Here is a 25,506-nt window from a genome sequence, read left to right as displayed (position 1 = left end):
CTCAGGATGCGACGCCGGCGACTGCCAGCACGGTATGCATGAGGACGTTGGTGCCCGCGGCGCAGTCGCCCTGCGTCGCATCCTCCAGCTCGTTGTGGCTGATGCCGTCCTTGCAGGGCACGAACACCATCGCCGCCGGCATGATCGTGTTGAGGTTGCAGGCGTCGTGGCCAGCGCCGGAGGTGATGCGGCGCGAGGAATAGCCGAGCGTCTTCGCGGCGTTCTCGACGGCAGCAATCAGCTTCGGATCGAAATGCGTCGGCGGCTTGCGCCATACCAGATCGATCTTGACCTCGACCTTGCGGCGCGCGGCGATCTCGGCGATTGCCGCTCGCAAATCGCCGTCGAGCGCGTCCATGATGGCACCGTCGGCACTGCGGCAGTCCATGGTGAAGGCGATCTCGCCGGGAATGACGTTGCGCGAGGGATTGGCGATGACGGCCTCGCCGATCGTGCCGACGGCGTTCGGCCCGTGCTTCCTCGCAATCGACTCCATCGCCAGCACGATCTCCGACAAGGTCGCCAGCGCATCGCGCCGCAGCGGCATCGGCGTGGAGCCCGCATGGCTCTCGAAGCCGGAGATCTTGCCGTCGTACCAGAGCACGCCCTGGCCGGAATCGACCACGCCGATGGTCTTGCCTTCGGCTTCCAGGATCGGCCCCTGCTCGATGTGCAGCTCGACGAAGCAGCCGAGCTTCTGGAAGCCGACCGGCTTGTCGCCGCGATAGCCGATGCCGTCGAGCGCCTGGCCGACGGTGGTGCCCTCGGCGTCCTTGCGCGACAAAATGTCGTCGGTGGTGAAGTCGCCGACATAGGCGGCGGAAGCCATCATCGCAGGTGCGAAGCGCGAGCCTTCCTCGTTGGTCCAGTTCACGATGCAGATCGGCGCCTCGGTCTCGATGCCGGCATCGTTCAGCGTGCGGATCACCTCCAGCGCGCCGAGCGTTCCCAGGATGCCGTCATACTTGCCGCCGGTCGGCTGGGTGTCGAGGTGCGAGCCGATGCCGACGGGCAGCTTCGACATGTCGCGGCCCTTGCGCAGGCCGAACTGTGATCCGAGCGCGTCGACGTGGACTTCCAGTCCGGCATCCTCGCAGGCCTTGCGGAACCAATCGCGCACCTGCTTGTCTTCACGGCTCAACGTCAGCCGCCGCACGCCGCCTTTGGCCGTCGCGCCGAATTGCGCGGTCTCGTGGATGGAGCCCCACAGGCGGGCGGAATCGATTTGCAGGTTGGTCGCGGCTCGGCTCATGCGGTCGTTCTCTCTTTTGTCCGGCGCCTTTTTCAATGACGCGCCTGTGCGGGCGCGTCAACCGCGAGGCTGCTCTGCGCAATTTGCCGTGCAAGCTCGGCGACGCGCTCCACGGCGACGACATCGGGCGAGGCCAGCCAGCTCGCGGTGAAGGTCAGCGGCGCGATGGAAAGATCGGTGTCGAGCAGCTGCAGCCGTCCGTCGGCGAGTTCGTTCTCGACGATGGCGTCGGGGATCACGGCGATGCCAAGGCCCTCGACCGCCATGTGGATGACGGTCGCCAGCGAAGCGGACGCATGCAGGCGGATCGGCGGCAGCTCCGGCCGGTCGAACACCTCGCGCACGACCTCGTAGGGCTTGGTCTTGCGCGGGAAGGTGATGATCGGAAACCGCGCGAGGTCCGCCGGCGTCACCGGGCCCTTGCCGAGCCCGAGCGAGGGACTCGCGAGGAAGCCGATCGGATAATCGGCGAGCACGCGGTTGTGCACGCCGGAGGCGGACAGCGGTCCGACCACGAAGGCGAGCTCGATCTCCTGTGCGAGCAGGCGCGCGGTGAGGTTCGGCGTGATGTCGACCTCGATCTCCAGCGACAGGTTCGGATAGACCTCGTTGACGCTCTTGACGAGCCGCGGCAGCCAGGTGTGCACGATGGTCTCGGCGACGCCGAGCCGCATCACGCCGCGCATCGCGGAAGCATCGCCGATCTCCGCCATCATCGCAGCGCGCAGGCCGATCAGCTTCTCCGCGTAGACCATCATCTGTCGGCCGCTCGGGGTCGGGGAGGCGATGCGATGATCGCGGTTCAGGAGCTTCACGCCCATCTCGCGCTCGAGCTGGGCGATGCGCTGGGAGATCGCCGGCTGGGTGGTGTTGAGGCGTTGCGCGGCGCCACGAAAGCTGCCGAGCTTCACGACCCATAGGAACGTCTCGATCGACCTGAAGTCCAGCATTGGAAGGATTTTCCCAATCGATAAATCAGATTTATCGAGATTGATTAGAAACGAAGATTAGACTTTATAGCACGCTTGGTGTTGGCTTGTCTTTGTCGAGTTTATAGGCAGGTCGATCACATGACTGTTTTGGTGGCAGCGCAGCAAACTGAAACACCAGACGCCCTCCCGAGCCGCAAGGCCCGGCTCGCCTACCGCGAGGGGCTGGTCGCATCCACCGCCGGCGCCGCCCCCGGATATGTCCAGGGCAATCTGGCGATCCTGCCGGCGGTATATGCCGGTGCGTTCCACCGCTTCTGCCAGCTCAATCCCAAGCCGTGCCCGATCATCGGCATGTCCGATGTCGGCAGCCCTTACATCCCCTCGCTCGGCGCCGATCTCGACATCCGCACCGACGTTCCGCGCTACCGCGTCTGGCGCGACGGCGAGGTCGTGGACGAGCCCACCGACGTGAAGAGCTACTGGCGCGACGATCTCGTCACCTTCGTGCTCGGCTGCTCGTTCTCGTTCGAGGAGGCGTTGCTCGAGGAGGGCATGCCGATCCGCCACATCGAGAAGAACGTGCGCGTGCCGATGTACCGCACCAACATCGCCTGCGGTGTATCAGGTCCGTTCGCCGGTCCCATGGTGGTGTCGATGCGTCCGTTCAAGCCGGCCGATGCGATCCGCGCGGTGCAGATCACCTCGCGCTATCCGGCCGTGCACGGCGCGCCCGTGCATCTCGGCCATCCGCATCTGATCGGCATCAAGGATATCGCCAAGCCCGACTACGGCGATCCGGTGCCGGTCGCCGACGACGAGATCCCGGTGTTCTGGGCCTGCGGGGTGACGCCGCAATCGGTCATCAACGCCGCGAAACTGCCGTTCGCGATCACGCATTCGCCCGGCCTGATGCTGGTGACCGATCTCAAGAACAGAAACATGGCCGTGATTTAGTGGGCAGCGTCTGCTGCTTCTTCGGGCTTTACCGCATCCACCAATCGCTTCATTCGATCAGCCGAAATTCAGTAACAGGGGACTTTGCCATGACGATCACTCGCCGCGACGTGTTGTTGGGGGCCACCGCCACTGCCGTCCTAGTGCCGCTGGCAGCGCGCGCACAGAGCTCGGAAGTCGTGATCGGCGTGATCTATCCCTTCTCCGGCGGCAGCGCGCAGCAGGGCGTCGACGCGCAGAAGGCCTATGAGACCGCGCTCGAAGTCATCAACAAGGACAGCGATTTCGACCTGCCGCTGGCGAAGGGCGAAGGCCTGCCGGGCCTCGGTGGCGCCAAGATCCGACTCGTGTTCGCCGACCATCAGGCCGATCCGCAGAAGGGCCGCGCCGAGGCCGAGCGCCTGATCACGCAGGAGAAGGTCTGCGCCGTCATCGGCACTTACCAGAGCGCGGTGGCCGTCACCGTCAGCCAGATCTGCGAGCGCTATCAGGTCCCGTTCCTGTCCGCCGACAATTCCTCGCCGAGCCTGCACCGCCGCGGCCTGAAATATTACTTCCGCGCCTCGCCGCACGACGAGATGTACTCGGCTGCGATGTTCGACTTCTTCGACGCCATGAAGAAGAAGGGCACCAAGATCGAGACGCTGTCGCTGTTCCACGAGGACACCATCTTCGGCACAGATTCCGGCAATGCCCAGACCAAGATCGCCGGCGAGCGCGCCTATAAGATCGTCACCGACATCAAGTATCGCGCCAACTCGCCCTCGCTCTCTGCCGAGGTGCAGCAGCTCAAGACCGCCAATGCCGACGTGCTGATGCCGTCGAGCTACACCACCGACGGCATCCTCCTGGTCAAGACCATGGCCGAGCTCGGCTACAAGCCGAATGCGATCGTGGCGCAGGACGCCGGCTTCTCCGAGAAGGCGCTCTACGATGCCGTCGGCGACAAGCTCGAAGGCGTGATCTCGCGCGGCACCTTCTCGCTCGACCTCGCGCAGAAGCGGCCGATGGTCGGCAAGATCAACGAGATGTTCAAGGCCAGGTCCGGCAAGGATTTCAACGACCTCACCTCGCGGCAGTTCATGGGCCTGATCATCCTCGCCGACGCCATCAGCCGCGCCAAGTCGACCGACGGCGAGAAGATCCGCGACGCGCTGGCCGCGACCGACATCCCGGGCGAGAAGACCATCATGCCCTGGAAGCGCGTCAAGTTCGACGAGATGGGCCAGAACAACGACGCCGATCCGGTGCTGCTGCAATATGTCGGCGGCAAGTTCGTCACCATCTTCCCGCCGCAGGCCGCGATCGCCGAGGCGATCTGGCCGATGAAGTAAGCGCTGCGGGGGCAGCGGAGCAGGCGCTGTGGGAAGCAAGCTGCTCCCACACCGTCATTGCGAGGAGCGAAGCGACGAAGCAATCCAGACTGCTTTCCTTCGAAACATTTCTGGATTGCTTCGCTTCGCTCGCAATGACGAAGCCTGTCGTGACGTTTCGAACGGGGGACCAGAGTTGACAGCCCAAGCCATTATCCAGAGTCTCGCGAGCGGCCTTCTGATGGGCCTGCTCTACGGATTGATCGCGGTCGGCCTCGCGCTGATCTTCGGCCTGATGGACGTCACGAACTTCGCCCATGGCGAGTTCCTGATGGTCGCGATGTATCTGTCTTTCTTCCTGTTCGCGTTCTTCGCCATCGATCCGCTGTTGTCGGCGCCGTTGGTCGCCGCGGCACTCTTCATATTCGGAGCGGTCGTCTACCTGCTCCTTGTACGTTTCGCCATGCGGGCCAAGGCCAACGCCGGCATGGTGCAGATCTTCACCACCTTCGGCCTCGCCATCGTCATGCGCGGCCTTGCGCAGTATTTCTTCACGCCGGACTATCGCAGCATCCCACAATCCTGGCTCGGCGGCAAAACCATCTCGGTCGGCGGAATCTTTCTGCCGGAGCCGCAACTGGTCGGCGCGCTGGTCTCGATCGCCGCTTTTGCAGGTCTCTACTTCTTCATCCACCGAACCGATTTCGGCCGCGCGATCGAAGCGACCCGCGAGGATCCCGGTGCAGTCGCGCTTGTCGGCATCGACAAGAACCGCGTCTTCGCGTTCGGCTGGGGGCTCGGCGCCGCGCTGGTCGGTCTCGCAGGCGCGATCATGGCGGTGTTCTTCTACATCTATCCCGACGTCGGCGCCTCCTTTGCGCTGATCGCCTATGTCACGGTGGCGCTCGGCGGCTTCGGCAGCGTGTTCGGCGCCTTCGCCGGTGGCATCATCGTCGGTCTCGTCGAAGCGGTCACCGCGCTGGTGCTGCCGCCGTCGCTGAAATCGGTCGGCATCTACTCGGTCTATCTGCTGGTCGTCTTCATCCGGCCGCGCGGCCTGTTTGGATCGATGTGATGGACAAGGATTTTGCAGCGCGGCGCCGCCGCGACCTCATCATCGCCGCAGCGCTCGCTACCATTGCCGCGCTGACGCCGTTGTTCGTGAAGGACGTCGTCGTCCAGAACATCCTGATCCTGACACTGATGTATGCGGGATTGTCGCAGAGCTGGAATATCCTGTCCGGCTATTGCGGGCAGATCTCGCTCGGCCACGCGCTGTATTTCGGTCTCGGGGCCTACACCACCGAGCTGCTGTTCACGAAGTTCGGCGTGCTGCCTTGGTTCGGCATGCTGGCGGGCGGAGTGGTGTCGGCGCTGATCGCGATGGGGCTCGGCTATCCCTTCTTCCGCCTGCGCGGCCATTACTTCGTGATTGCCACCATCGTCATCGCCGAGATCGGCTTGCTTTTGTTCCACAACTGGGAATGGGCCGGTGCCGCGATGGGTATCACCATTCCGATCCGCGGCGACAGCTGGCTGAAATTCCAGTTTCTGCGCACCAAGCTGCCCTACTTCTATTTCGCGCTGGCGCTGTGCTGCCTCGCCTGGTTCGTGACATGGTGGCTGGAAAACTCCAAGTGGGGATTTTGGTGGCGTGCCGTCAAGGACAACCCGGAGGCGGCCGAGAGCCTCGGTGTCGACGTGTTCAATTCCAAGATGGGTGCGGCCGCGGTCTCCGCCTTCCTTGTCGCGGTGGGCGGCAGCTTCTACGCCCAGTTCGTCTCCTACATCGATCCGGAAAGCGTCATGGGCTTTCAGTTTTCGCTGCTGATGGCGCTGCCGGCCGTGCTCGGCGGTATCGGCACCCTGTGGGGGCCGGTGTTAGGGGCGGCCATCCTGATCCCGCTGACTGAGCTGACGCGCTTCAAGTTCGGCGGCTCGGGGCGGGGTGTCGACCTCATCGTCTACGGCACGCTGATCGTTCTGATCTCGCTGGCCCTGCCGCGCGGCCTGCTGAGCCTGTTTTCACGCCCGAAGAAGACGGGAGCTGCCCGATGAGCGCGCTGCTCGAAACCCGCGGCGTCTGGCAGCGCTTCGGCGGCCTCGTCGCCAACAGCGACGTCTCGATCTCGGTCGGCCGCGGCGAGATCGTCGGCCTGATCGGCCCGAACGGCGCCGGCAAGTCGACGCTGTTCAATCTGATCGCCGGCGTGCTGCCGCCGACGCAAGGCTCGATTTGGTTCGACGGCGAGGACGTCACCCGCATGCCGGCGGCGATGCGCTGCCGGCGGGGCATCGGCCGCACCTTTCAGGTCGTGAAGAGCTTCGAGACCATGACGGTCATAGACAACGTCATCGTCGGTGCCCTCGTGCGTACCACCGTGATGCGCGAGGCGCGCCGCAAGGCGCATGAAGTGCTGGAGTTCACCGGCCTTGCCGCGCGCGCCGACGTGCTCGCGAGCGACCTCGTGCCGGCCGAGAAGCGCCGGCTCGAAGTCGCCCGTGCGCTCGCGACCGAGCCGAAACTGCTGCTGCTCGACGAAGTCCTCACCGGTCTCACGCCGACCGAAGCGCAGACCGGCGTGGCGCTGGTGCGCAAGGTGCGCGATGCCGGCATCACCGTGCTGATGGTTGAGCATGTCATGGAGATTGTGATGCCGCTGGTCGATCGCGCCATCGTGCTCGACCTCGGCAAGGTGCTGGTCGAGGGCAAGCCCGCCGACGTCGTGCGCGATCCCAAGGTGATCAAGGCATATCTGGGAGATCGTCATGCTGTCGGTGCGTGAAGTCACCACCGCCTATCAGGGGTTGGTCGCGATCTCCGCGGTCTCGATCGAGGTCCAGAAGGGCGAGATCGTCTGCGTCGCCGGCGCCAACGGCGCAGGCAAGTCGACGCTGCTGAAATCCATCGCCGGCGCCGAGCGTCCGCGTTCCGGCACGGTGACGTTCGACGGCAAGCGCCTCGACGGCATGGCGCAGCATCACATCACGGCCACCGGCATCGCCTATGTGCCGGAAAACCGCCGCCTATTTCCGCGTCTGTCGGTGCGCGACAACCTTCGCCTCGGCAGCTATCTCTACAGGGGCGAAGCGAACCGCGAAGAGCCGCTCGATCTCGTCTTCAAGCTGTTTCCGCGCCTTCAGGAGCGCCTGGAGCAGCGCGCCGAGACGCTCTCCGGCGGCGAGCAGCAGATGCTCGCCATCGGCCGCGCGCTGATGACGCGTCCGCGGCTGTTGATGCTGGACGAGCCCTCGCAGGGCATCATGCCGAAGCTGGTCGACGAAATTTTCCAGGCGGTGAAGCTCATCCGTGACTCCGGCATGACCGTCCTCATCGTCGAGCAGCGCATGGCCGAATGCCTGGAGATCGCCGACCGCGCCTACATCCTGCAGACCGGCCGTGTGCTGATGCAGGGCTCGGCGGCGGAGATCAAAGGCAATCCGGATGTGCGGAAGGCGTATCTGGGGCTGTAGCTCCGAGCGTGCTACCGTAGCCCGGATGAGCGCAGCGATATCCGGGGCAGGTGGTCACGCATGTCGCTTCGCTCATGCGGGCTACGCTTTCTTCGCCGCGGAAGCGGCCTTCAACATTTGCTCGACGATTCCATCAAATTCGCTTTTGGCAATCGGGTCTGCCTTGCCGATCTCGTCATATGCCGGGCTTGTCTCTGGCCACCAACGATAGTGACGCCCGGCCCGATCAAGGACCCGGGCCGCTGCTTCAACCTCTGCGTCCGTCGGGCTCGTTGCCTGCATCGCTACATGCTCGTGCCCATGCTCCGGCAGTGTCACCCCGAACACCTTCACCAGATCTGTCACCTGCTCCGGCGATAGGTACCGCGGGTTCATCCCGCGCAGCAGCAGGTACAGCCTCGCCGTCTCCTCCAGCTCTTCCGTCGCGAACACCGCCGCTTCCAGCGTGTCGCCGGCGACGACCGGGCCGTGATTGGCGAGCAGCACGGATGAGTACTTCCCAGCCAGCCCCTTGATCGCATCTGCGACCGCGGGATCGCCAGGGCGGTAATAGGGCACGAGCGCGGTGGCGCCGCATTTCATCAAATAATAGGCCGTCATCGGCGGCAGCGCGGCGCGCGGATCGATCTCGGGCAGCATCGACAGCGCCACCGAATGCGTGGAGTGCAGATGCACGATGGCCCGCGCGCTGCCGCGCGTGTCGTAGAGCGCATTGTGCAGCGGAACTTCCTTGGTCGGCGCATCGCCCGAAACCAGCCGGCCCTGCTGGTCCAGCCGTGATAGTCTTGCGGGATCGAGGAAGCCGAGCGAGGCGTTGGTCGGCGTCACCAGCCAGCCGCCATCGTCCAGCTTGACGCTGATATTGCCGGAGGAGCCCGGCGTCAGCCCGCGCTCGAACAGGGACCGTCCGAAGCGGCAGATGTCCTCGCGCAGCAATGTCTCATTGCTCATGGCCGTCATGCCTGCTTGTCTCACGCTTTGGCAGCGCGGCCAAGCCGTGTTATTCGGTTGCCAAGCTGCCGCAAAGGGCGGCCATCCGGGAAACGCTCGCAAGGGTCAGTTGCATATGTCCGCCTCCACCTCACAAAATCAGCGTATTGCCGTCGTCGGGCTCGGCTCGATGGGATTTGGCATGGCGACCTCGCTCAAGAGCGCCGGCCATGCCGTGACCGGCTGCGACGTCTCGGCGGATGCCGTCGCGCGCTTCGTGAAGGACGGCGGCGCGGGGGCCAAGACGCCGGCCGAAGCGGCCAAGGACGCAGACATCGTCGTCAGCGTGGTGGTCAATGCCGCGCAGACCGAAACCATCCTGTTCGGCAAGGATGGCGCCGCCGAGACCATGCCCAAGGACAGCGTGTTCGTCTCCTCGGCGACGATGGATCCCGACGTGGCGCGCCGTCTTGCCAAGCAGCTGGAGGCGACCGGCCGGCACTATCTGGATGCGCCGATCTCCGGCGGGGCGCAGCGCGCCGCGCAAGGCGAATTGACGATTCTTGCCTCCGGCAGCTCGGCCGCCTTTGCCAAGGCGCGGCCGGCGCTCGATGCCATGGCTGCAAAGCTCTACGAGCTCGGCGATGCCGCCGGGCAGGGCGCTGCGTTCAAGATGATCAATCAGCTGCTCGCCGGCGTTCACATCGCCGCCGCCAGCGAAGCCATGGCGTTCGCAGCCAAGCAGGGCCTCGACATCCGCAAGGTCTACGAGGTGATCACGGCCTCGGCCGGTAATTCCTGGATGTTCGAGAACCGCATGCCGCATGTGCTCGACGGCGACTACACGCCGCGAAGCGCGGTGGAGATCTTCGTCAAGGACCTCGGCATCATCCAGGACATGGCGCGCACGGCCCGATTCCCCGTGCCGGTCTCCGCCGCCGCGCTCCAGATGTTCCTGATGACATCGGCCGCCGGCATGGGCCGCGACGACGACGCATCGGTCGCGCGCATGTATGCGCAGGTCACCGGCGTCAAGCTGCCCGGCGACAAGTAACAGAGGATCTCCAATGCCCCGTTTCGCCGCCAATCTCTCGATGATGTTCACCGAGGTGCCGTTCCTCGACCGCTTCGACGCCGCCGCGCAAGCGGGCTTCACCGCGGTGGAATTCCTGTTTCCGTACGAGCATGCCGCCGAGGCCGTCGGCGAACGGCTCAAGCGCAACGGCCTGACCCAGGCGCTGTTCAACCTGCCGCCGGGCGACTGGAACGCCGGCGAGAAGGGCTTTGCGGCGCTGCCATCGCGCTTTTCCGATCTCAAGGCGAGCCTGGAGACGGCGCTGCCTTATGCCAAGGCGACGGGCGTCAAGCGCCTGCACCTGATGGCCGGCATCGCCAATCGCGGCGAGCGCGTCGCGATCGAGGCCTTCTACAAATCGGTGGCCTGGGCCGCCGAGTTCTTCGCGCCGCACGGCATCGACATCGTGATCGAGCCGATCAATGCGCGCAACGTGCCCGGCTACTTCCTCAACGATTTCGGCTTTGCGCGGGATCTGATCCAGGAGCTGAGGCTTGCGAACCTGAAGCTCCAGTTCGACATCTATCACTGCCAGATCATCCATGGCGACGTCACGATGCGGCTGCGCGAGATGATGCCGATCATCGGCCACATCCAGATCGCGAGCATTCCCTCGCGCAACGAGCCCGATGGCGAGGAGCTGAACTATCCGTTCCTGTTCGATGAGCTCGACCGGCTCGGCTATGCCGGCTTTGTCGGCTGCGAATACAATCCGCGCGGCAAGACCACCGATGGCCTCGCCTGGTTCAAGCCCTATGCGGGAGTGAAGCCGTGACCCCAGCGTTAGGCTGCATCGCCGACGATTACACCGGCGCCTCCGATCTCGCCAACACGCTGACGCGCGCCGGCCTGCGCACCGTCCAGACCATCGGCGTGCCCGCCGACGATCTCGCGCTGCCCGAGGTCGATGCCGTCGTGGTGTCACTGAAGAGCCGCTCGATCGAAGCCGGCCTCGCGGTGTCGCGCTCGCGCGCCGCTGAAACATGGCTGCGCGGCCGCGGCGTGGGCCACGTGCTGTTCAAGATCTGCTCGACCTTCGATTCCACCGACGCCGGCAATATCGGTCCGGTCATGGATGCGCTGCGCGCCGATTGCGACGAGGGAGCCGTGCTGGTGACGCCTGCCTTTCCGGAGACCGGGCGCACCGTCTATCAGGGCAATCTGTTCGTCGGCGCCGTGCCGCTCAGCGAGAGCCCGCTAAAGGACCATCCGCTCAACCCGATGCATGATTCCAACCTGGTGCGCGTGCTGGCGCGCCAGAGCAGCACGCAGATCGGCCTCGTCGATCTCGCCACCGTCGCGCGCGGCGCGGAGGCCGTGCGGGCACGGCTGGCCGAGCTCGCCGCCAGGGGCATCGGTGCTGCGATCATCGACGCCGTGTTCGACCGCGACCTCGAGACCATCGGTCTCGTCGCCGCTGAACATCTTCTGTCGGTCGGCGCGTCCGGCATGGGCCTCGGGCTTGCGCGCGCGCTGGTGTCGACGGGCAAGGTGAAGCCGGCGCCGAGCGGCGAAACCGGCGCGGCCGTCGGCGGCCTGGCGGCATGCCTTGCCGGCAGCTGCTCGCAGGCGACGCTTCAGCAGATCGCCAGCGCCGAACGCATCATGCCGGTGCTTCATCTCGATCCGGAGCGGATCGTCGCGGGCGCCGCTGAAGCGCAGCGTGCGCTGGACTGGGCGAGGCCGCGGCTTGCGCAAGGTCCGGTGCTGATCGCTTCGAGCGCGACGCCGGACGCCGTTGCGGCCGTGCAGGCACGCCATGGCCGCGATGCCGCAGGCCACGCCATCGAGCAGGCCATGGCCGGCATCGCCGAGGGTCTGGTGCAGGCCGGCGTCCGTCGCTTGATCGTCGCCGGTGGCGAGACATCCGGCGCCGTGGTCGATCGGTTGAAAATTCCTGGATTTCTCGTAGGAGTAGAAATCGCGGCGGGAGTCCCGGTGCTGCGCGCGGTCGGTGCAAGCTCCGGCGAGATGTTGCTCGCTTTGAAATCTGGAAACTTTGGCGGTCCGGACTTCTTCTCCGACGCGCTTAGGCTCATGCGCTGAGCGCAGAGCCTCCTTAGTCCATCGTTCATTTCTTTCGGCTTCGGTACTCGTACGGAGCCGCAGTTAACATTTGCGCAGGTGCTCTGCGCTCAGATGTCGCCGCAGCTCCTCTTTGGTTGATTCTTAGAGCTTCGACGCGCATCCGCGCCAGCACAACGAGATCCGATTATGTTCGCCAATATTTCCATCCGCGCCAAGATCATCAGTGTCGTGGCATTCCTGCTCGTCGCGATGGCCGGCATGGGCCTGCTCGCCATCATGAAAATGCGGTCGATGAACGCCAACACGGTCGACATCACGATGAATTGGATGCCCAGCGTGCGGGTGCTGGGCGAGCTTCGGGCGAGCGTCATCACCTATCGCAACGTGGTCCGCCAGCACATGCTTTCCGACACGCTGGACGAGAAGCTCGCCAACGAAAAGACGGCCGTGACGGTGCTCGAGGCGCTTGCCAAATACCGCAGCCGCTACGAGCCGATGATCACCTCGCCGGAGGAGAGGGCGCTCTACACCCAATGGGCAAAGCTCTGGGACGATTACAAGAGGGGCACCGAAGAGGTGATGGCGCTCTCGCGCAAGGAAGCCGGCAAGATCCCACACGAGGCCCGGGAGCTGAATACGAAGACCGTCAACAAGCTCGGTCTTCAGGCAGACGAGGTCCTGACCAAGGACATCGAGCTCAACACCAAAGGCGGAGAACAGGCCGCCCAGGACGCCGCCGACAGTTACGCCTACGCCTTCATGCTGGTCTCGGCCATTCTCGGCGCTGCTATCGTCATCGGCATCGCCGTCAGCTTCTATCTCGTCCGCGACGTCTCTAGCGGCATCAACTCGATCACCCTGCCGATGCAGGCCCTGGGCCGAGGCGACCTCTCCGCCGAAGTCCCGCATCGCGGCGAGAAGACCGAGATCGGCGCCATGGCCGACGTGCTCCAGATCTTCAAGGAGGCGTTGATCGCCAAGAAGGCCGCCGACGAAGCCGCCGCGGCCGACGCCGAAGCCAAGATCGAGCGCGGCCGCCGCGTCGACGACATCACCCGCGAATTCGAAACGATGATCGGCGAGATCGTCCAGACCGTGTCATCGGCCTCGACCCAGTTAGAGGCCTCCGCCTCGACCTTGACCGCGACCGCCGACCGCTCGCAGCGGCTCGCGACCACGGTGGCCGGCGCTTCGGAGGAAGCCTCCACCAACGTGCAGTCGGTGGCCTCGGCGACCGAGGAGATGGCCTCGTCGGTCGGCGAGATCAGCCGCCAGGTGCAGGAATCGGCGCGGATGGCGGGCGATGCAGTCGGTCAGGCCCGTGCCACCACCGAGCGCGTCAGCGAATTGTCCAAGGCGGCCGCGCGCATCGGCGACGTCGTCGAGCTGATCAACACCATCGCCGGCCAGACCAATCTCCTGGCGCTCAACGCGACCATCGAGGCGGCGCGCGCCGGCGAAGCCGGCCGCGGTTTTGCCGTCGTCGCCTCCGAGGTGAAGGCGCTCGCCGAGCAGACCGCGAAGGCGACCGGCGAGATCGGCCAGCAGATCTCCGGTATCCAGGCGGCGACCAACGATTCCGTCGGCGCCATCAAGGAGATCTCCTCGACCATCGAGCGCCTGTCGGAGATCTCGTCGGCCATCGCCGCTGCGGTGGAAGAGCAGGGCGCCGCGACGCAGGAGATCGCCCGCAACGTTCAGCAGGCGGCGCATGGCACCCAGCAGGTGTCGTCCAACATCACGGACGTGCAGCGCGGCGCGACCGAGACCGGCACGGCCTCCTCGCAGGTGCTGTCCGCGGCGCAGATGCTGTCGAATGATTCGGGCCGGCTGAAGAACGAGGTCAGCAAGTTCCTGACCAACGTCCGCGCCGCGTAGACAGACGTGGGTTCCACAAGCAAGGGCGGCGCCATCGGCGCCGCTCATAGTTTTTCCTGCGCGCGTTGCGCTGTCGATATGCCCGTAGAATTGCGACGTACTCTTCAGCGAAAGCTCCGTACTACTGCGTAGCGTCGTTAAACCTAACAATCCTGAGCGACGGTAAGATCGTGGCGGAAGTCGTAGCACGATCGGAGCCGGTCCGGACCAGCAACTCCCGACCGTCAGCATTGGGGAGGATTTAATGTCTTGGATCAACAACCTTCGTATTTCCATTAAGGTTTCCGCCGTATTCGCGGCGATCTGTCTCGTCGTCGCCGGCAGCACCGCAGCCATCTACAACTCGCTGAGCGTAATGAATTCCACGGCGAAGATGACAGTGCATACCTATCAGGTGCTGGAGCAGCTTTCCGAGCTTGTCGGTGCGATGGTCAATCAGGAAACCGGCGTTCGCGGCTATCTCGTGTCTGGCGATGCCGGCTTTCTCGCTCCTTACGAAGCCGGGCTGAAACAATTTCAGACTGCGGCGGCCAAAGTCGGCAGCCTGACCTCGGACAACGCCACGCAGCAGAAGCGACTCGAGCAGGTCAAGGCGCTTGCCAACGACTGGGCAACCAACGTCGCGCAGCGCGAAATCGCGCTGATGAAGGATCCGGCAACCCAGGCGAAGGCGCGTGAGCTCGAGGCTTCCGGAGCCGGCAAGAAGTCGATGGATGGCCTCCGCGCCGTCGTCCAGGAAATGGACAGGGAAGAGCGGTCGCTGTTGTCAGTGCGGGCGGCTGCCTCCGACGCCGCCTCGTCCAGCGCCACCATGGCCATGCTGATCGGAGGCCTCGTCACCCTGCTGCTCTCGCTCGTGGGCGCCTTCGGCGTCGCCTTCGCGGTCACCCGCCCGATCCAGCGCATCACGACCGAGATGGGTGTTCTCGCGAATGGGGACACCTCGGTGATCGTATCGGGTATCGAACGCAAGGACGAGATCGGTGAGATGGCTCAGGCGGTCCAGGTGTTCAAGACCAATGCCATCGAGGTTGAGCGGCTGAAGGCGGAACAGGCTGAAACCGAGCGTCGCAATGCCGAGCAGCGCAAACGCGACATGGTCAGGCTCGCCGACGACTTCGAGAGCGCCGTCGGCCAGATCATCGGAACAGTGTCGTCGGCATCGACCCAGCTGGAAGCATCGGCCACCACCCTCACAGGTACGGCCGAGCGGTCCCAGAAGCTCGCGACCACGGTGGCCGGCGCTTCGGAGGAAGCCTCCACCAACGTGCAGTCGGTGGCCTCGGCGACCGAGGAGATGGCCTCGTCGGTCGGCGAGATCAGCCGCCAGGTGCAGGAATCGGCGCGGATGGCGGGCGATGCAGTCGGTCAGGCCCGTGCCACCACCGAGCGCGTCAGCGAATTGTCCAAGGCGGCCGCGCGCATCGGCGACGTCGTCGAGTTGATCAACACCATCGCCGGCCAGACCAACCTGCTGGCGCTGAACGCCACCATCGAGGCGGCGCGCGCAGGCGAAGCCGGCCGCGGTTTTGCCGTCGTCGCCTCCGAGGTGAAGGCGCTCGCCGAGCAGACCGCGAAGGCGACCGGCGAGATCGGCCAGCAGATCTCCGGTATCCAGGCGGCGACCAACGATTCCGTCGGCGCCATCAAGGAGATCTCCTCGACCATCGAGCGCCTGTCGGAGATCTCGTCGGCCATCGCCGCTGCGGTGGAAGAGCAGGGCGCCGCGACGCAGGAGATTGCCCGCAACGTTCAGCAGGCGGCGCATGGCACCCAGCAGGTGTCGTCCAACATCACGGACGTGCAGCGCGGCGCGACCGAGACCGGCACGGCCTCCTCGCAGGTGCTGTCCGCGGCGCAGATGCTGTCGAACGATTCCGGCCGGCTGAAGAGTGAGGTCAGCAAGTTCCTGACCAACGTCCGCGCCGCGTAAGGCGCGGCCGTGGATTGATCAAACCAGGAGCGGTGCCAAAAGCGCCGCTCTTTTTTTCTGCGGTAGCGTGATGTCGTCTGGCGGTAGGATCATGGGGAGCCGACCGTAAACATACGGGGCGCCCATTTCATGGATAGTTAAATTCGCCTTACGAGAATTGAGGGAAGACGCCTCGAACAGCGGCCGTCCTGTCTGGAATGAACGCATATCGCATTGTTTGGGGGCTCTGATGCGCAAGAATCTTCCCGTCACCACCGTTGAATATCCGGTCAGTGATGAGACGTTGATCGTTTCGCGGACCGACCTGAAGGGCAAGCTCGCCTACTTCAACGAGGACTTCCTCGCTGCCGCCGGATTCACGTCGGCGGAACTGATGGGCCAGCCGCACAACATCGTCCGCCACCCCGACATGCCGCCGGAGGCATTCGACAATCTCTGGGACACGCTGAAGGCCGGCAAGCCCTGGCTCGGCGCAGTCAAGAACCGACGCAAGAACGGCGACTTCTATTGGGTGCTGGCGACGGCTTCTCCGATCCGCGAGAACGGCGAGGTGAAGGGCTATACCTCGATCCGCACCAGGCTGCCGGCCGATCAGCGCAAGCTCGCCGAAGAGGTCTATGCCGCCATCCGCGAGAAGAAGCCGCACGGCTATCGCATCGACGCCGGCATCATCCGCCGCCGCTCTTGGCTCGACCACTTCGGCATCTTCACCGGGACGCTGAAGGCGCGCCTGGTCACGATGATGGCGCTCCAGACGCTGTTCATGCTTGCGCTTGGCGTCGGTGGTGCGGTCTCCACCGGCGGTTCGGCCAGCCTGATCCTGTCGCTACTGGCTGTTGCCGGGGCCGCCATCGCCGGCTTCGCGGGCCTTGCGACCATGCGTGCGATCAAGGGGCCGATGCAGCATCTCAACGACACCCTGGTCAACCTCGTGCAGGACAAGCTCGACAACCGCATCGTCATCGACCGCGACGACGAGATCGGCGAGGCGCTGCGCAACCTTCAGACCGTGCAGACCATCGTCCGCTTCAGCCGCGACGAGGTGCAGGCGGTGCAGCGCCGCGCCGAGGCGCAGCGCAAGGCCGACATGACCAAGCTTGCCGACGGTTTCGAGGCGGCGATCGGGGAAATCGTCGAGACCGTATCGGCCGCCGCGACCGAGCTTGAGGCATCGGCCTCGACCCTGTCCTCGACCGCGGGCCGGGCGCAGGAGCTGGCCACGGTAGTTGCGTCCGGCTCGGAGGCCGCCTCCAGCAATGTCCATTCGGTGGCTTCGGCTGCCGAGGAGATGTCGTCCTCGGTGCGCGAGATCGGGCGGCAGGTGCAGGATTCCTCCCGGATCGCGAGCGAGGCGGTCAGCCAGGCGCATGCCACCACCGAGCGTGTTAGCGAGCTGTCGCGGGCTGCGGCGCGGATCGGCGATGTCGTCGAGCTCATCAATGCGATTGCCGGCCAGACCAACCTGCTGGCACTCAACGCTACCATCGAGGCGGCGCGGGCTGGCGAAGCCGGCCGCGGCTTCGCGGTGGTGGCCTCCGAGGTCAAGGCGCTCGCCGAGCAGACGGCCAAGGCCACCGGCGAGATCGGCCAGCAGGTCGGCGGCATCCAGGCGGCGACGCAGGATTCGGTCAGCGCCATCGGGGAGATCAGCGGCACCATCGCGCGTCTGTCGGAGATCGCTTCGGCCATCGCGACGGCCGTGCAGCAGCAGGGCGCAGCGACCCAGGAGATCGCCCGCAACGTGCAGCAGGCCGCCCTGGGCACCCAGCAGGTCTCGTCCAACGTCGGCGACGTGCAGCGCGGCGCCTCGGAGACGGGATCAGCGTCCACGCAGGTGCTGTCGGCGGCCCAGATGCTGTCCCGCGATTCCAACCGCCTCAAGCTCGAGGTCGGCAAGTTCCTGAACTCGGTTCGCGCCGCCTGACTCTCGACCGCGTCGGAAAAACAGGCGCCGAAGGGCTGAGATCTCGTAGGGTGGGCAAAGGCGCTCTTGCGCCGTGCCCACCATTCTTTCCGGATCACACGAAGGCCGTGGGCACGCTTCGCTTTGCCCACCCTACGAGATCACGCCACCCGCCACTCGGGCACGTTATCTTCTGCCATAGCGATTTCGCCGAGCGAGCCGACCGGGGTGCGATCCATGGCGAGCAGATGCGCCAGCGTCGCGCCGTCGCTCGCCGGGACCCGCGCCAGCGTGCGGCGATCGTCCTCTGTCCGCAGCATCACGACGCCATGCTCGATATTGCCGCCGCGGCCGTAAAGCACGGTGAAGGTCTCGACCTTGCCCTTGCCAGTGGCCTCCGCGACGAAGTCCGGCACTGCGCGATTGTTGCGGTCGGCATCGGCCTGCACGCTCGTTTCCTGCACCAGCACCTCGCGCGGCGCCGTCTTCGACACCACCAGCGCGTGGTGCTTGGTGACGAAGCCGCCCTGGCCATAGAGCAGGCCGAGCTTGGCGCCGTCGCGCAGTCGCCGCACCATCGCGCAGGCCGCATGCGTCATGTAGGTGTTGAGCGGCGCGCCGAAGAAGGTGAGGCCACCGGTCACGGTCGGCTGCACGTCGGGGCCCAAGCCCAGCGTCCGCCGCGCCATCTTGGGCACGCAGGGGAAGCAGCTGTAGAGCTCGATCGCGTCGAAGGTCTTGCGGTCGCCGCCGGCGAGGTCCATCACGCTCTTGAGCACGGCATTCTGCGGGTGGCTCTCGTAAAACTGGTCGCGCATCAGATAGTCGCGCGGCTCTTCCGCCGAGGCACCGCCGAGCGGGTAGACCAGTTTGTCTTCGGCGATCCCGGCCGCGCGTGCCTTGGCGAGACTGGTGAGCAGCAGCGCACCGCCCATGTTGACGCTGGGATTGGCCACCATCAGCTTGTTGTAGGGCCAGGCGATCAGCCGGTTGTCTGCGGTCGGCGTCGTGATCTCCTCCGGCGCATAACGCCGCTTCAGCCAGGCGTATGGATTCTCCGCGGCGGCTTCCGAATAGCGCGACCACAGCGTGCCTGATTCCGCCATGGCTTCGCGCGGCGTCTGCCCCCAATGCGCCGAGGAGGCCGCCTCATAGAACGGATAGACGGTCACAGGCCGAAATACGCCGAGCTTCACTGCTAAGGGCTTCTGGAACGCCGCGCCGCGCTTGGGTTCCTCGACGTCATGGGCGAACGGCGTCCACGGCAGCTTGACGCCGGCGCGCTCCGCCTTGGTAGCGCTCGATTGCGCTTCCGCGCCGCACACCGCCGCCACGCTGCACTCGCCGCGCGCGATGCGCTTGGCCGCCTCGTGGATGTAGCGGATCGGGCTCTCGCCGCCGACTGGGCCGTAATAGCAATGCGCGGGCGAGATGCCGAGGCGCTGAGCCAAAAGCTGCTCCGGATCGCGATAGCGCCAGCTCAGGAAATTGACGACGTCGAGCGATTGCACCTCGCCGAGCAGCTTTGCGCCGGCGTCTTGTTCAGCCCGCCGCAGCGCCTGTTCGAGCAGGTCGAGCGGTTCGAGACCCTCGGCGATCTCCTTCGGGCGATCGACGATCTCGCCGATGCCGACGATGACGGGGATGCGGTCTTCGGGGATATTGGTCATTTCTTCTTGCTTCAGTTCACGATGTCAGTTGTTCGTCATTGCGAGCGCAGCGAAGCAATCCAGGATCTTTCCGCGGAGGCAGTCTGGATTGCTTCGCTGCGCTCGCAATGACAAGTGGGATCGTCACTCCGCCACCAGCGCATTCATGTGCTCGACGGCTTCGGCGAAATCCTGCTTGAACTCCTGTACCACCGCACCCGCCGATTTCACGCTGTCGATCAGGCCGACGCCCTGGCCGACGAAATAGCTGACGAGATCGCGCGCCTTGGCGTTGCCGCTTGCGGCGGCTCGGTCGATCGAATGGAAGGCGTCGCGGCTAATGATGCTTTGCAACGGCATCGGAAGCGCGCCCGGGCTATCCGGCGCGCGGTCCCAGGCGTCGGTCCAGACTGAGCGGAGCTGCCGGGCCGGCTTGCCGGTGCGGCCCTTCGAACGCACCGCATCGCGCGAGGATGCCGCGATCATCTTCTCGCGAAAGATCTCGCTTGTCTCGGACTCGACCGTGGCCAGCCACACCGAGCCGGTCCAGACGCCGGCCGCGCCCATCGCCATGCAGGCCGCCATCTGCCGTCCCGTCATGATGCCGCCGGCCGCCAGCACCGGCACGTCTCGGATAGTCTTGATCGCCTTGATCACCTCCGGCACCAGCACCATGGTCGAGACCTCGCCGCAATGGCCGCCGGCCTCGGTGCCCTGCACCACGAGAATATCGACGCCGGCCGCGACCTGGCGCAGCGCGTGCTCCTTGGCGCCGACCAGCGCTGCAACCGGCACGCCGTGCTTCTTGCCCATCTCGATCATCGCCTTCGGCGGCACGCCCAGCGCATTGGCGATCAGGCGGATCGGATGATTGAAGGAGACCTCGAGCAGCTGAAGCGCGGTCTTGCCGTCGAACGGCTGCGGCTGGTTGTCCGCGACCTCGGTGGTGGTCAGCTCGATGTCGTACTTCTTCAGGAGATCGCGCGTGTAGTTGCGGTGCTCCTGCGGCACGCGCGCTTCCAGTCTCTTCCAGGTGACGTCCTTCTCGCCGGCCGTCGAGATGTTTTCCGGGATCAGCACGTCGATGCCGTAGGGCTTGCCGTCGACGTGATCGTCGATCCATTTCAGCTCACGCTCGAGCGTATCCGGCGTATGCACGGTCGCGCCCAGCACGCCGAAGCCGCCGGCGCGGCTGACGGCGGCAACGACGTCGCGGCAATGGCTGAAGGCGAGCAGCGGGAATTCGATCCCCAGCATGTCGCAGATCGGCGATTTCATGGCTCTCTCCCGGCGGCAGGCTTCGCATTCTCGTTGCTTTCGCGGGCAAAGCAAAGTGACGCTAGCGGATCGATGACATGCCGGATCTGGCGAGGCATCTTGTGTATAGACGTCGCTCTATCCGCGCGCCGCAGGCCCTGCGGGCACCCCGGAATGACGGAGGGGAGGGGCTGCCATGACAAAACGCAGAGTTGTCCCATCCGGCAATGCATTGCGGCGCCCTTGTCATCGGCCGTTTGCGGGCTAATTAATGCAGACGCATCTTTTTGCCCGGAGCCCCGCATGACCGATGCCCCTTACGTGCCGCCCAAAGTCTGGACCTGGAACAAGGAGAACGGCGGGCAATTCGCCAACATCAACCGCCCGATTGCCGGGCCCACCCACGACAAGGAGCTGCCAGTCGGCAAGCATCCGCTTCAGCTCTACTCGCTGGCGACGCCGAACGGGGTCAAGGTCACCGTGATGCTGGAGGAGCTCCTGGCGCTCGGCCACAAGGGCGCCGAATATGACGCCTGGCTGATCAAGATTGGCAATGGCGATCAGTTCGGCAGCGGCTTCGTCGACATCAATCCAAATTCCAAGATCCCGGCGCTGATGGATCGCTCCGGCCCCGAGCCTGTCCGGGTGTTCGAGTCAGGCTCGATCCTGTTCTACCTCGCCGAGAAGTTCGGCGCCTTCCTGCCGAAGGACGTCAAGGCCCGCACCGAGGCGATGTCCTGGCTGTTCTGGCAAATGGGCAGTGCGCCCTATCTCGGCGGCGGCTTCGGCCACTTCTACGCCTATGCGCCGACCAAGATCGAATACGCCATCGACCGTTTCGCAATGGAGACCAAGCGCCAGCTCGACGTGCTCGACCGGCGTCTCGCTGACAACGAATATCTCGCGGGCAAGGACTACACCATCGCCGACATGGCGGTGTGGCCCTGGTATGGCGCGCTCGCCAAGGGGCTCGTCTATGGCGCCGGCGAATTTCTGTCGGTGCAGGACTACAAGAACGTGCAGCGCTGGACCGACCAGATTGCGCAGCGCCCCGCCGTGAAGCGCGGCCGCATGGTCAACCGGGTCTCCGGCGATCCCGCCAGCCAGCTCCACGAGCGCCACGACGCGAGCGACTTCGAGACCAAGACCCAGGACAAGCTCGTGCCCGCGACGTAGCTAACGGGTTCATCACCTCTCCCCGCAAGTGGGGAGAAGTCGAATTCGATCGCAGATCGAATTCGGGTGAGGGGGTACAGGTCCCTCGACAGTCTCGCGCGTGGAGAAAGCCCCTCACTCCAACCCTCTCAGCGCGAGCCAAGCTCGTCGCGGCCCCATGGGGCGAGGGAGCGCACCGTTGCTGCGGCCTATTTCTTCATGCCCTCCGCCGCCGGAAACACCACGCGGTCATCGGTGCGGCAGTAACGGTCGGCGAACATGCGGCCGATTGGGTGATAGCGGTCCATGTGCACCCGCATCGCCTTGTCGTCCCAGAGCTCGTCGCGGATGTGGAAGTGGAGGCCTTCGCCCATGATCAGGCGACGATCGTCGTTGACGTCGATCAGCTTCCAGAGCTTGCACTCCATGGCCCAGGGCGTGTCGGCCAGCCGGGGCACGGCGATCTTCGCCGAGGGCGCGAGCTTTAGCCCGAGATAGTCGGGTTCGCTGATCTCAGGCGGAAAATCGCCGCTGGACTCGTGCATCGCCCGCGCCAGCGGCTCGTCCGTGAGATTGACCACGAATTCACCGGTGCGCTGGATGTTGAGAAACGTGTCCTTGTCCTCGCCGTTCGGCTTGCGGTTGGCCGCGAACATGCAGAGCGGCGGATCCTCGCAGAAGGCGTTGAAGAAGCTGAACGGGGCGGCGTTGACCACGCCGGTCGGCCCGAGCGTGGTCACCCACGCGATCGGCCGCGGCAGAATGAAGGACGTCAGCACCTTGTAGCGCTCGCGTGGCGTCAGCTCGCTGGCGGCGTAGTCCATGGTGGCTCCGTTTCTTTCTGCGCCTCTCCCCGTGGGCGGGGAGAGGCCGACGCGCGCCAAGAGAGCGGCTCACGCCATGCTCAGCTCGTGGCGGCCCACCACCATCCAGTGCACCTCGTCCGGACCGTCGGCGAAGCGCAGGTGCCGCACGTCCTGATACATCTCGGCGAGCGGGGTCCAGTGCGAGATGCCGGTGGCGCCGTGCATCTGGATGGCCTGATCGATGATCTTGCAGGCGCGCTCGGGCACCATGGCCTTGACCATGGAGACCCAGACGCGAGCCTCCTTGTTGCCGAGCACGTCCATTGCCTTCGCCGCTTTCAGCACCATCAGCCGCATCGCCTCGATCTCGCAGCGCGCCTGCGCGATGATCTGCATGTTGCCGCCGAGATGGGCGATCTTCTTGCCAAAGGCCTCACGCGTGAGGCCACGCTGCACCATCAGGTCGAGCGCCTTCTCGGCCTTGCCGATGGTGCGCATGCAGTGATGGATGCGGCCGGGGCCGAGGCGGAGCTGCGAGATCTCGAAGCCACGGCCTTCGCCGAGCAGGATGTTCTCCTTCGGCACGCGCACATTGTTGAAGCGCATGTGCATGTGGCCGCGCGGGGCGTGGTCCTGGCCGAACACGTACATGGGACCGAGCACCTCGACGCCGGGCGTGTCGCGCGGCACCAGGATCTGCGACTGCTGCTTGCTCGGCGCCGCGTCCGGATTGGTCTTCACCATCACGATGAGGATCTTGCAACGGGGATCGCCGAGACCCGAGATGTAGTACTTCTCGCCGTTGATCACCCATTCGTCGCCCACGAGTTTTGCGGTCGTCGAGATGTTCTTGGCGTCGGAGGAGGCGACGTTCGGCTCGGTCATGACATAGGCCGAACGGATCTCGCCGTTGAGCAGCGGCTTCAGCCATTTCTCCTTCTGCTCCTTGGTGCCGACCCGTTCCAGCACTTCCATGTTGCCGGTGTCGGGCGCCGAGCAGTTCATGGTCTCCGAGGCCAGCGGACTCTTGCCGAGCTCTGCCGCGATATAGGCGTAGTCGAGATTTTTCAGGCCCTGGCCGGTCTCGTCATCGGGCAGGAAGAAGTTCCAGAGGCCTTCCTGCTTGGCCTTGTTCTTGGCCTTCTCCAGCACCTCGAGCTGCTTCGGCGTAAAACTCCAGCGATCTTCCTTGCCTTCGCCGGCCTTGGCGAACTCGATCGACATCGGCTCGACGGTATCGCGGATGAACTTCTTGACGTGATCGTAAAGCGGCCGGACCTGGTCCGACATCCGCAAGTCGTTGAGCTCGTCGCCGGGATTGAGCGTGTAGTTGGTGGTGCGGGGAATGTAGGTGTGTTTTGTCATTGGTCCTCCCGGGATCGCTAGAATGTGTTGTGCGCAAGAATAGTCGCAGCGTCGGCAAAGTGCGAGGGCGCATTTTCACGCGTGAGGCCATGCCATGCGATGGAATATCGCAAGGCCGTTTGAAATGTTGTTTGAATGGGAGCGACGCGCTGGGCACGCTCGCGCCACGCTCTCCGCCATCATCGCCCGCCTTGTGCGCACTTGCGCACTGGGGCGGGCGATCCAGTACTCCGAGACGGCAGTGATTGAACAGAGTAGCTGCAGCGTACTGGATTCCCCGCCTTCGCGGGGAATGACAGCAGTGGATGTGGCTAGTTCGCCATCCGATGCATCGCGCAGATCTTGTTGCCATCGAGATCGCGCAGGTAGGCCAGATAGAGCTTGCCGCCCGGGCCCTGGCGAATGCCGGGCGGATCCTCGATCGATTTTGCGCCGGCTGCAACGCCCGCCGCGTGCCACGCATCGACCTGTTCCGGCGAATTGGCGGCAAAGCCGATCGTGCCGCCGTTGGCGCAGGTCGCCGGCTCGCCGTTGATCGGCTTCGATACCGAGAACACTCCGGTCTTGGTGATGTAGAAGATGCGGTGGCCGTCGACCCTGGCCGGCCGCACCTCGAGCGTGCCGAGCAGTTGGTCGTAGAACGCCTTGGCCTTGTCCAGGTCGTTGGTACCGATCATGACGTGTGAAAACATTTGCCCGTTCCCTCAGTGTTGTAGCCCGGATGGAGCAGAGCGAAATCCGGGTCTGCTTGCTTTTGGCCGTCCCGGATTCGCTGCGCTCCATCCGGGCTACGAGAATCAAAACGCGGTATAGCCGCCGTCGATCACGAACGTATCCGCGGTGTGATACGACGACGCCTTGCTCATCAGATACACCGCGATGCCGCCGAAATCGGAGGCTTCGCCGAAGCGCCGCATCGGAATCCGCGGCATCACGTTGGCTACGAACTTGTCGTTCGCCATGAGCCCTGCGGTCATGTCGCTCTTGATCCAGCCCGGCAGGATCGCATTGGCGGTGACGCCGTGACGTGCCAGCTCGACGCCGAGCGCGCGCACCAGCGCGTTGATGGCGGCCTTGGTCGCGGCATAATGCTCGTTGCGCGCGGTGCCGAAGATCGAGGCGAGGCTCGAGGTCGCAACCAGCCGGCCGAAGGGATCGCCGGCATTGGCGCGCTCGGTCATGTGCTTCGCGGCGGCCTGAAAGGCGTGGAACACGCCGTCCAAATTGGTCGCGAACATCGTGCGCCATTCCTCCTCGGTGCGCTCGATGAAGGCGCGCCGGCCGCCGCCGCCGATGCCGGCATTGGCGAAGCAGCCGTCGACCCGGCCGAAGGAATCGAGCGTCGCCTTCATCGCGGCATTGACCGAGGCCGGATCGGTGACGTCGCAGACGCGGCTCTCGACCTTGCCGGGAGCGCCGGCCATGCTCGCAGCGGCGGCCTTGTTCTTGTCAGCGTTGCGGCCCCAGATCGAGACGTTGCAGCCCTGGCCCGCGAGCGCCTGTGCGATGCCGAGCCCGATGCCGCCATTGCCACCGGTGATCACGGCGACGCGGCCGGAGAGGTCGAAGAGGTTCATGGCGCGTTTCCTGTTTCTTGGGTCT

The 25,506-nt window shown here is 65.0% G+C and carries 21 protein-coding genes and 1 pseudogene; 13 read left to right on the top strand and 9 right to left on the bottom strand.

What is annotated here, in order from left to right:
• Window position 1 precedes the first annotated feature (1 nt).
• Both GA0061099_RS01500 and GA0061099_RS01495 read right to left on the bottom strand, forming a co-directional pair.
• On the bottom strand, window positions 2–1,252 hold the full coding sequence (locus GA0061099_RS01500; RefSeq protein WP_074447504.1) for a Zn-dependent hydrolase: 1,251 nt from the start codon (window positions 1,250–1,252) through the stop codon (window positions 2–4).
• Window positions 1,253–1,284: 32 nt separating this feature from the next.
• Window positions 1,285–2,202, bottom strand: a complete 918-nt coding sequence (locus GA0061099_RS01495; protein ID WP_036004923.1) for a LysR family transcriptional regulator — start codon at window positions 2,200–2,202, stop codon at window positions 1,285–1,287.
• A 120-nt stretch (window positions 2,203–2,322) separates the two neighbouring features.
• Between GA0061099_RS01495 and GA0061099_RS01490 the strand changes: the two genes are divergently transcribed.
• The 6 genes from GA0061099_RS01490 to GA0061099_RS01465 all read left to right on the top strand — a co-directional run bounded on the left by GA0061099_RS01490 (window position 2,323) and on the right by GA0061099_RS01465 (window position 7,925).
• Window positions 2,323–3,138 (top strand): putative hydro-lyase, encoded by an 816-nt coding sequence (locus GA0061099_RS01490; protein ID WP_036025709.1) that lies wholly within the window; start codon window positions 2,323–2,325, stop codon window positions 3,136–3,138.
• 89 nt (window positions 3,139–3,227) lie between these two features.
• Window positions 3,228–4,472, top strand: coding sequence for an ABC transporter substrate-binding protein (locus GA0061099_RS01485; RefSeq protein WP_036025707.1), 1,245 nt, complete (start codon window positions 3,228–3,230; stop codon window positions 4,470–4,472).
• Between the two features lie 175 nt (window positions 4,473–4,647).
• On the top strand, window positions 4,648–5,526 hold the full coding sequence (locus tag GA0061099_RS01480) for a branched-chain amino acid ABC transporter permease (RefSeq protein WP_036025705.1): 879 nt from the start codon (window positions 4,648–4,650) through the stop codon (window positions 5,524–5,526).
• The gene (locus GA0061099_RS01475; RefSeq protein ID WP_036004933.1) at window positions 5,526–6,509 is read left to right on the top strand and encodes a branched-chain amino acid ABC transporter permease; all 984 of its coding nucleotides are present in this window, start codon (window positions 5,526–5,528) and stop codon (window positions 6,507–6,509) included. The genes GA0061099_RS01480 and GA0061099_RS01475 overlap by 1 nt, the downstream gene beginning before the upstream one ends.
• Window positions 6,506–7,237 (top strand): ABC transporter ATP-binding protein, encoded by a 732-nt coding sequence (locus tag GA0061099_RS01470; RefSeq protein WP_036025702.1) that lies wholly within the window; start codon window positions 6,506–6,508, stop codon window positions 7,235–7,237. The genes GA0061099_RS01475 and GA0061099_RS01470 overlap by 4 nt, the downstream gene beginning before the upstream one ends.
• Complete coding sequence (locus GA0061099_RS01465; protein WP_036025699.1) at window positions 7,221–7,925, top strand: ABC transporter ATP-binding protein; 705 nt, start codon at window positions 7,221–7,223, stop codon at window positions 7,923–7,925. The genes GA0061099_RS01470 and GA0061099_RS01465 overlap by 17 nt, the downstream gene beginning before the upstream one ends.
• Window positions 7,926–8,213: 288 nt before the next feature.
• Here GA0061099_RS01465 and otnC read toward each other — a convergent pair.
• Window positions 8,214–8,885 (bottom strand): annotated as a pseudogene (gene otnC / locus GA0061099_RS01460) (3-oxo-tetronate 4-phosphate decarboxylase); the annotation flags it as partial.
• A gap of 106 nt (window positions 8,886–8,991) precedes the next feature.
• On the opposite strand from otnC, the gene ltnD reads away from it, so the two are divergent.
• The 6 genes from ltnD to GA0061099_RS01430 all read left to right on the top strand — a co-directional run bounded on the left by ltnD (window position 8,992) and on the right by GA0061099_RS01430 (window position 17,693).
• On the top strand, window positions 8,992–9,909 hold the full coding sequence (ltnD, locus tag GA0061099_RS01455; protein ID WP_036025711.1) for an L-threonate dehydrogenase: 918 nt from the start codon (window positions 8,992–8,994) through the stop codon (window positions 9,907–9,909).
• Window positions 9,910–9,922: 13 nt separating this feature from the next.
• Window positions 9,923–10,705, top strand: a complete 783-nt coding sequence (gene otnI / locus GA0061099_RS01450) for a 2-oxo-tetronate isomerase (protein WP_036025697.1) — start codon at window positions 9,923–9,925, stop codon at window positions 10,703–10,705.
• The gene (gene otnK / locus GA0061099_RS01445; protein ID WP_036025695.1) at window positions 10,702–11,976 is read left to right on the top strand and encodes a 3-oxo-tetronate kinase; all 1,275 of its coding nucleotides are present in this window, start codon (window positions 10,702–10,704) and stop codon (window positions 11,974–11,976) included. The genes otnI and otnK overlap by 4 nt, the downstream gene beginning before the upstream one ends.
• A 168-nt stretch (window positions 11,977–12,144) precedes the next feature.
• On the top strand, window positions 12,145–13,836 hold the full coding sequence (locus tag GA0061099_RS01440) for a methyl-accepting chemotaxis protein (RefSeq protein WP_074447503.1): 1,692 nt from the start codon (window positions 12,145–12,147) through the stop codon (window positions 13,834–13,836).
• A 244-nt stretch (window positions 13,837–14,080) separates the two neighbouring features.
• Window positions 14,081–15,769 carry a methyl-accepting chemotaxis protein gene (locus tag GA0061099_RS01435; RefSeq protein WP_074447502.1) on the top strand — a complete coding sequence of 563 codons (1,689 nt, stop codon included), beginning with the start codon at window positions 14,081–14,083 and terminating at the stop codon, window positions 15,767–15,769.
• Between the two features lie 229 nt (window positions 15,770–15,998).
• A complete protein-coding gene (locus GA0061099_RS01430) occupies window positions 15,999–17,693 on the top strand; it encodes a methyl-accepting chemotaxis protein (RefSeq protein ID WP_036022998.1) in 1,695 nt (564 codons plus the stop codon).
• A gap of 140 nt (window positions 17,694–17,833) precedes the next feature.
• On the opposite strand, the gene GA0061099_RS01425 is transcribed toward GA0061099_RS01430, so the two are convergent.
• Window positions 17,834–19,342, bottom strand: coding sequence for an acetyl-CoA acetyltransferase (locus GA0061099_RS01425; protein WP_036022999.1), 1,509 nt, complete (start codon window positions 19,340–19,342; stop codon window positions 17,834–17,836).
• 123 nt (window positions 19,343–19,465) lie between these two features.
• The gene (locus tag GA0061099_RS01420; RefSeq protein WP_036023000.1) at window positions 19,466–20,599 is read right to left on the bottom strand and encodes a nitronate monooxygenase; all 1,134 of its coding nucleotides are present in this window, start codon (window positions 20,597–20,599) and stop codon (window positions 19,466–19,468) included.
• A gap of 282 nt (window positions 20,600–20,881) precedes the next feature.
• Between GA0061099_RS01420 and yghU the strand changes: the two genes are divergently transcribed.
• A complete protein-coding gene (gene yghU, locus GA0061099_RS01415) occupies window positions 20,882–21,754 on the top strand; it encodes a glutathione-dependent disulfide-bond oxidoreductase (RefSeq protein WP_036023001.1) in 873 nt (290 codons plus the stop codon).
• Between the two features lie 188 nt (window positions 21,755–21,942).
• On the opposite strand, the gene GA0061099_RS01410 is transcribed toward yghU, so the two are convergent.
• The 4 genes from GA0061099_RS01410 to GA0061099_RS01395 form a co-directional block, all read right to left on the bottom strand.
• Window positions 21,943–22,557 carry a flavin reductase family protein gene (locus GA0061099_RS01410; RefSeq protein ID WP_036023002.1) on the bottom strand — a complete coding sequence of 205 codons (615 nt, stop codon included), beginning with the start codon at window positions 22,555–22,557 and terminating at the stop codon, window positions 21,943–21,945.
• 69 nt (window positions 22,558–22,626) lie between these two features.
• Window positions 22,627–23,904 (bottom strand): acyl-CoA dehydrogenase family protein, encoded by a 1,278-nt coding sequence (locus tag GA0061099_RS01405; RefSeq protein WP_036023003.1) that lies wholly within the window; start codon window positions 23,902–23,904, stop codon window positions 22,627–22,629.
• Between the two features lie 311 nt (window positions 23,905–24,215).
• Complete coding sequence (locus tag GA0061099_RS01400) at window positions 24,216–24,596, bottom strand: VOC family protein (RefSeq protein ID WP_036023004.1); 381 nt, start codon at window positions 24,594–24,596, stop codon at window positions 24,216–24,218.
• 105 nt (window positions 24,597–24,701) lie between these two features.
• Window positions 24,702–25,481 carry an SDR family NAD(P)-dependent oxidoreductase gene (locus GA0061099_RS01395; RefSeq protein ID WP_036023005.1) on the bottom strand — a complete coding sequence of 260 codons (780 nt, stop codon included), beginning with the start codon at window positions 25,479–25,481 and terminating at the stop codon, window positions 24,702–24,704.
• Between the last annotated feature and the right edge of the window lie 25 nt (window positions 25,482–25,506).

The organism is Bradyrhizobium yuanmingense (assembly GCF_900094575.1).
Lineage (GTDB): Bacteria > Pseudomonadota > Alphaproteobacteria > Rhizobiales > Xanthobacteraceae > Bradyrhizobium > Bradyrhizobium yuanmingense.
This window is presented reverse-complemented; position numbering and strand designations above follow the sequence as displayed.

Coding starts and splice junctions, on each gene's coding strand:
- GA0061099_RS01425 (WP_036022999.1), bottom strand. CDS start 19,342: ATGACCAATATCCCCGAAGACCGCATCCCCGTCATCGTCGGCATCGGC.
- GA0061099_RS01420 (WP_036023000.1), bottom strand. CDS start 20,599: ATGAAATCGCCGATCTGCGACATGCTGGGGATCGAATTCCCGCTGCTC.
- GA0061099_RS01490 (WP_036025709.1), top strand. CDS start 2,323: ATGACTGTTTTGGTGGCAGCGCAGCAAACTGAAACACCAGACGCCCTC.
- GA0061099_RS01495 (WP_036004923.1), bottom strand. CDS start 2,202: ATGCTGGACTTCAGGTCGATCGAGACGTTCCTATGGGTCGTGAAGCTC.
- GA0061099_RS01435 (WP_074447502.1), top strand. CDS start 14,081: ATGTCTTGGATCAACAACCTTCGTATTTCCATTAAGGTTTCCGCCGTA.
- GA0061099_RS01410 (WP_036023002.1), bottom strand. CDS start 22,557: ATGGACTACGCCGCCAGCGAGCTGACGCCACGCGAGCGCTACAAGGTG.
- GA0061099_RS01440 (WP_074447503.1), top strand. CDS start 12,145: ATGTTCGCCAATATTTCCATCCGCGCCAAGATCATCAGTGTCGTGGCA.
- ltnD (WP_036025711.1), top strand. CDS start 8,992: ATGTCCGCCTCCACCTCACAAAATCAGCGTATTGCCGTCGTCGGGCTC.
- GA0061099_RS01430 (WP_036022998.1), top strand. CDS start 15,999: ATGCGCAAGAATCTTCCCGTCACCACCGTTGAATATCCGGTCAGTGAT.
- GA0061099_RS01485 (WP_036025707.1), top strand. CDS start 3,228: ATGACGATCACTCGCCGCGACGTGTTGTTGGGGGCCACCGCCACTGCC.
- otnI (WP_036025697.1), top strand. CDS start 9,923: ATGCCCCGTTTCGCCGCCAATCTCTCGATGATGTTCACCGAGGTGCCG.
- GA0061099_RS01500 (WP_074447504.1), bottom strand. CDS start 1,252: ATGAGCCGAGCCGCGACCAACCTGCAAATCGATTCCGCCCGCCTGTGG.
- GA0061099_RS01400 (WP_036023004.1), bottom strand. CDS start 24,596: ATGTTTTCACACGTCATGATCGGTACCAACGACCTGGACAAGGCCAAG.
- GA0061099_RS01475 (WP_036004933.1), top strand. CDS start 5,526: ATGGACAAGGATTTTGCAGCGCGGCGCCGCCGCGACCTCATCATCGCC.
- GA0061099_RS01405 (WP_036023003.1), bottom strand. CDS start 23,904: ATGACAAAACACACCTACATTCCCCGCACCACCAACTACACGCTCAAT.
- GA0061099_RS01395 (WP_036023005.1), bottom strand. CDS start 25,481: ATGAACCTCTTCGACCTCTCCGGCCGCGTCGCCGTGATCACCGGTGGC.
- GA0061099_RS01470 (WP_036025702.1), top strand. CDS start 6,506: ATGAGCGCGCTGCTCGAAACCCGCGGCGTCTGGCAGCGCTTCGGCGGC.
- yghU (WP_036023001.1), top strand. CDS start 20,882: ATGACCGATGCCCCTTACGTGCCGCCCAAAGTCTGGACCTGGAACAAG.
- GA0061099_RS01465 (WP_036025699.1), top strand. CDS start 7,221: ATGCTGTCGGTGCGTGAAGTCACCACCGCCTATCAGGGGTTGGTCGCG.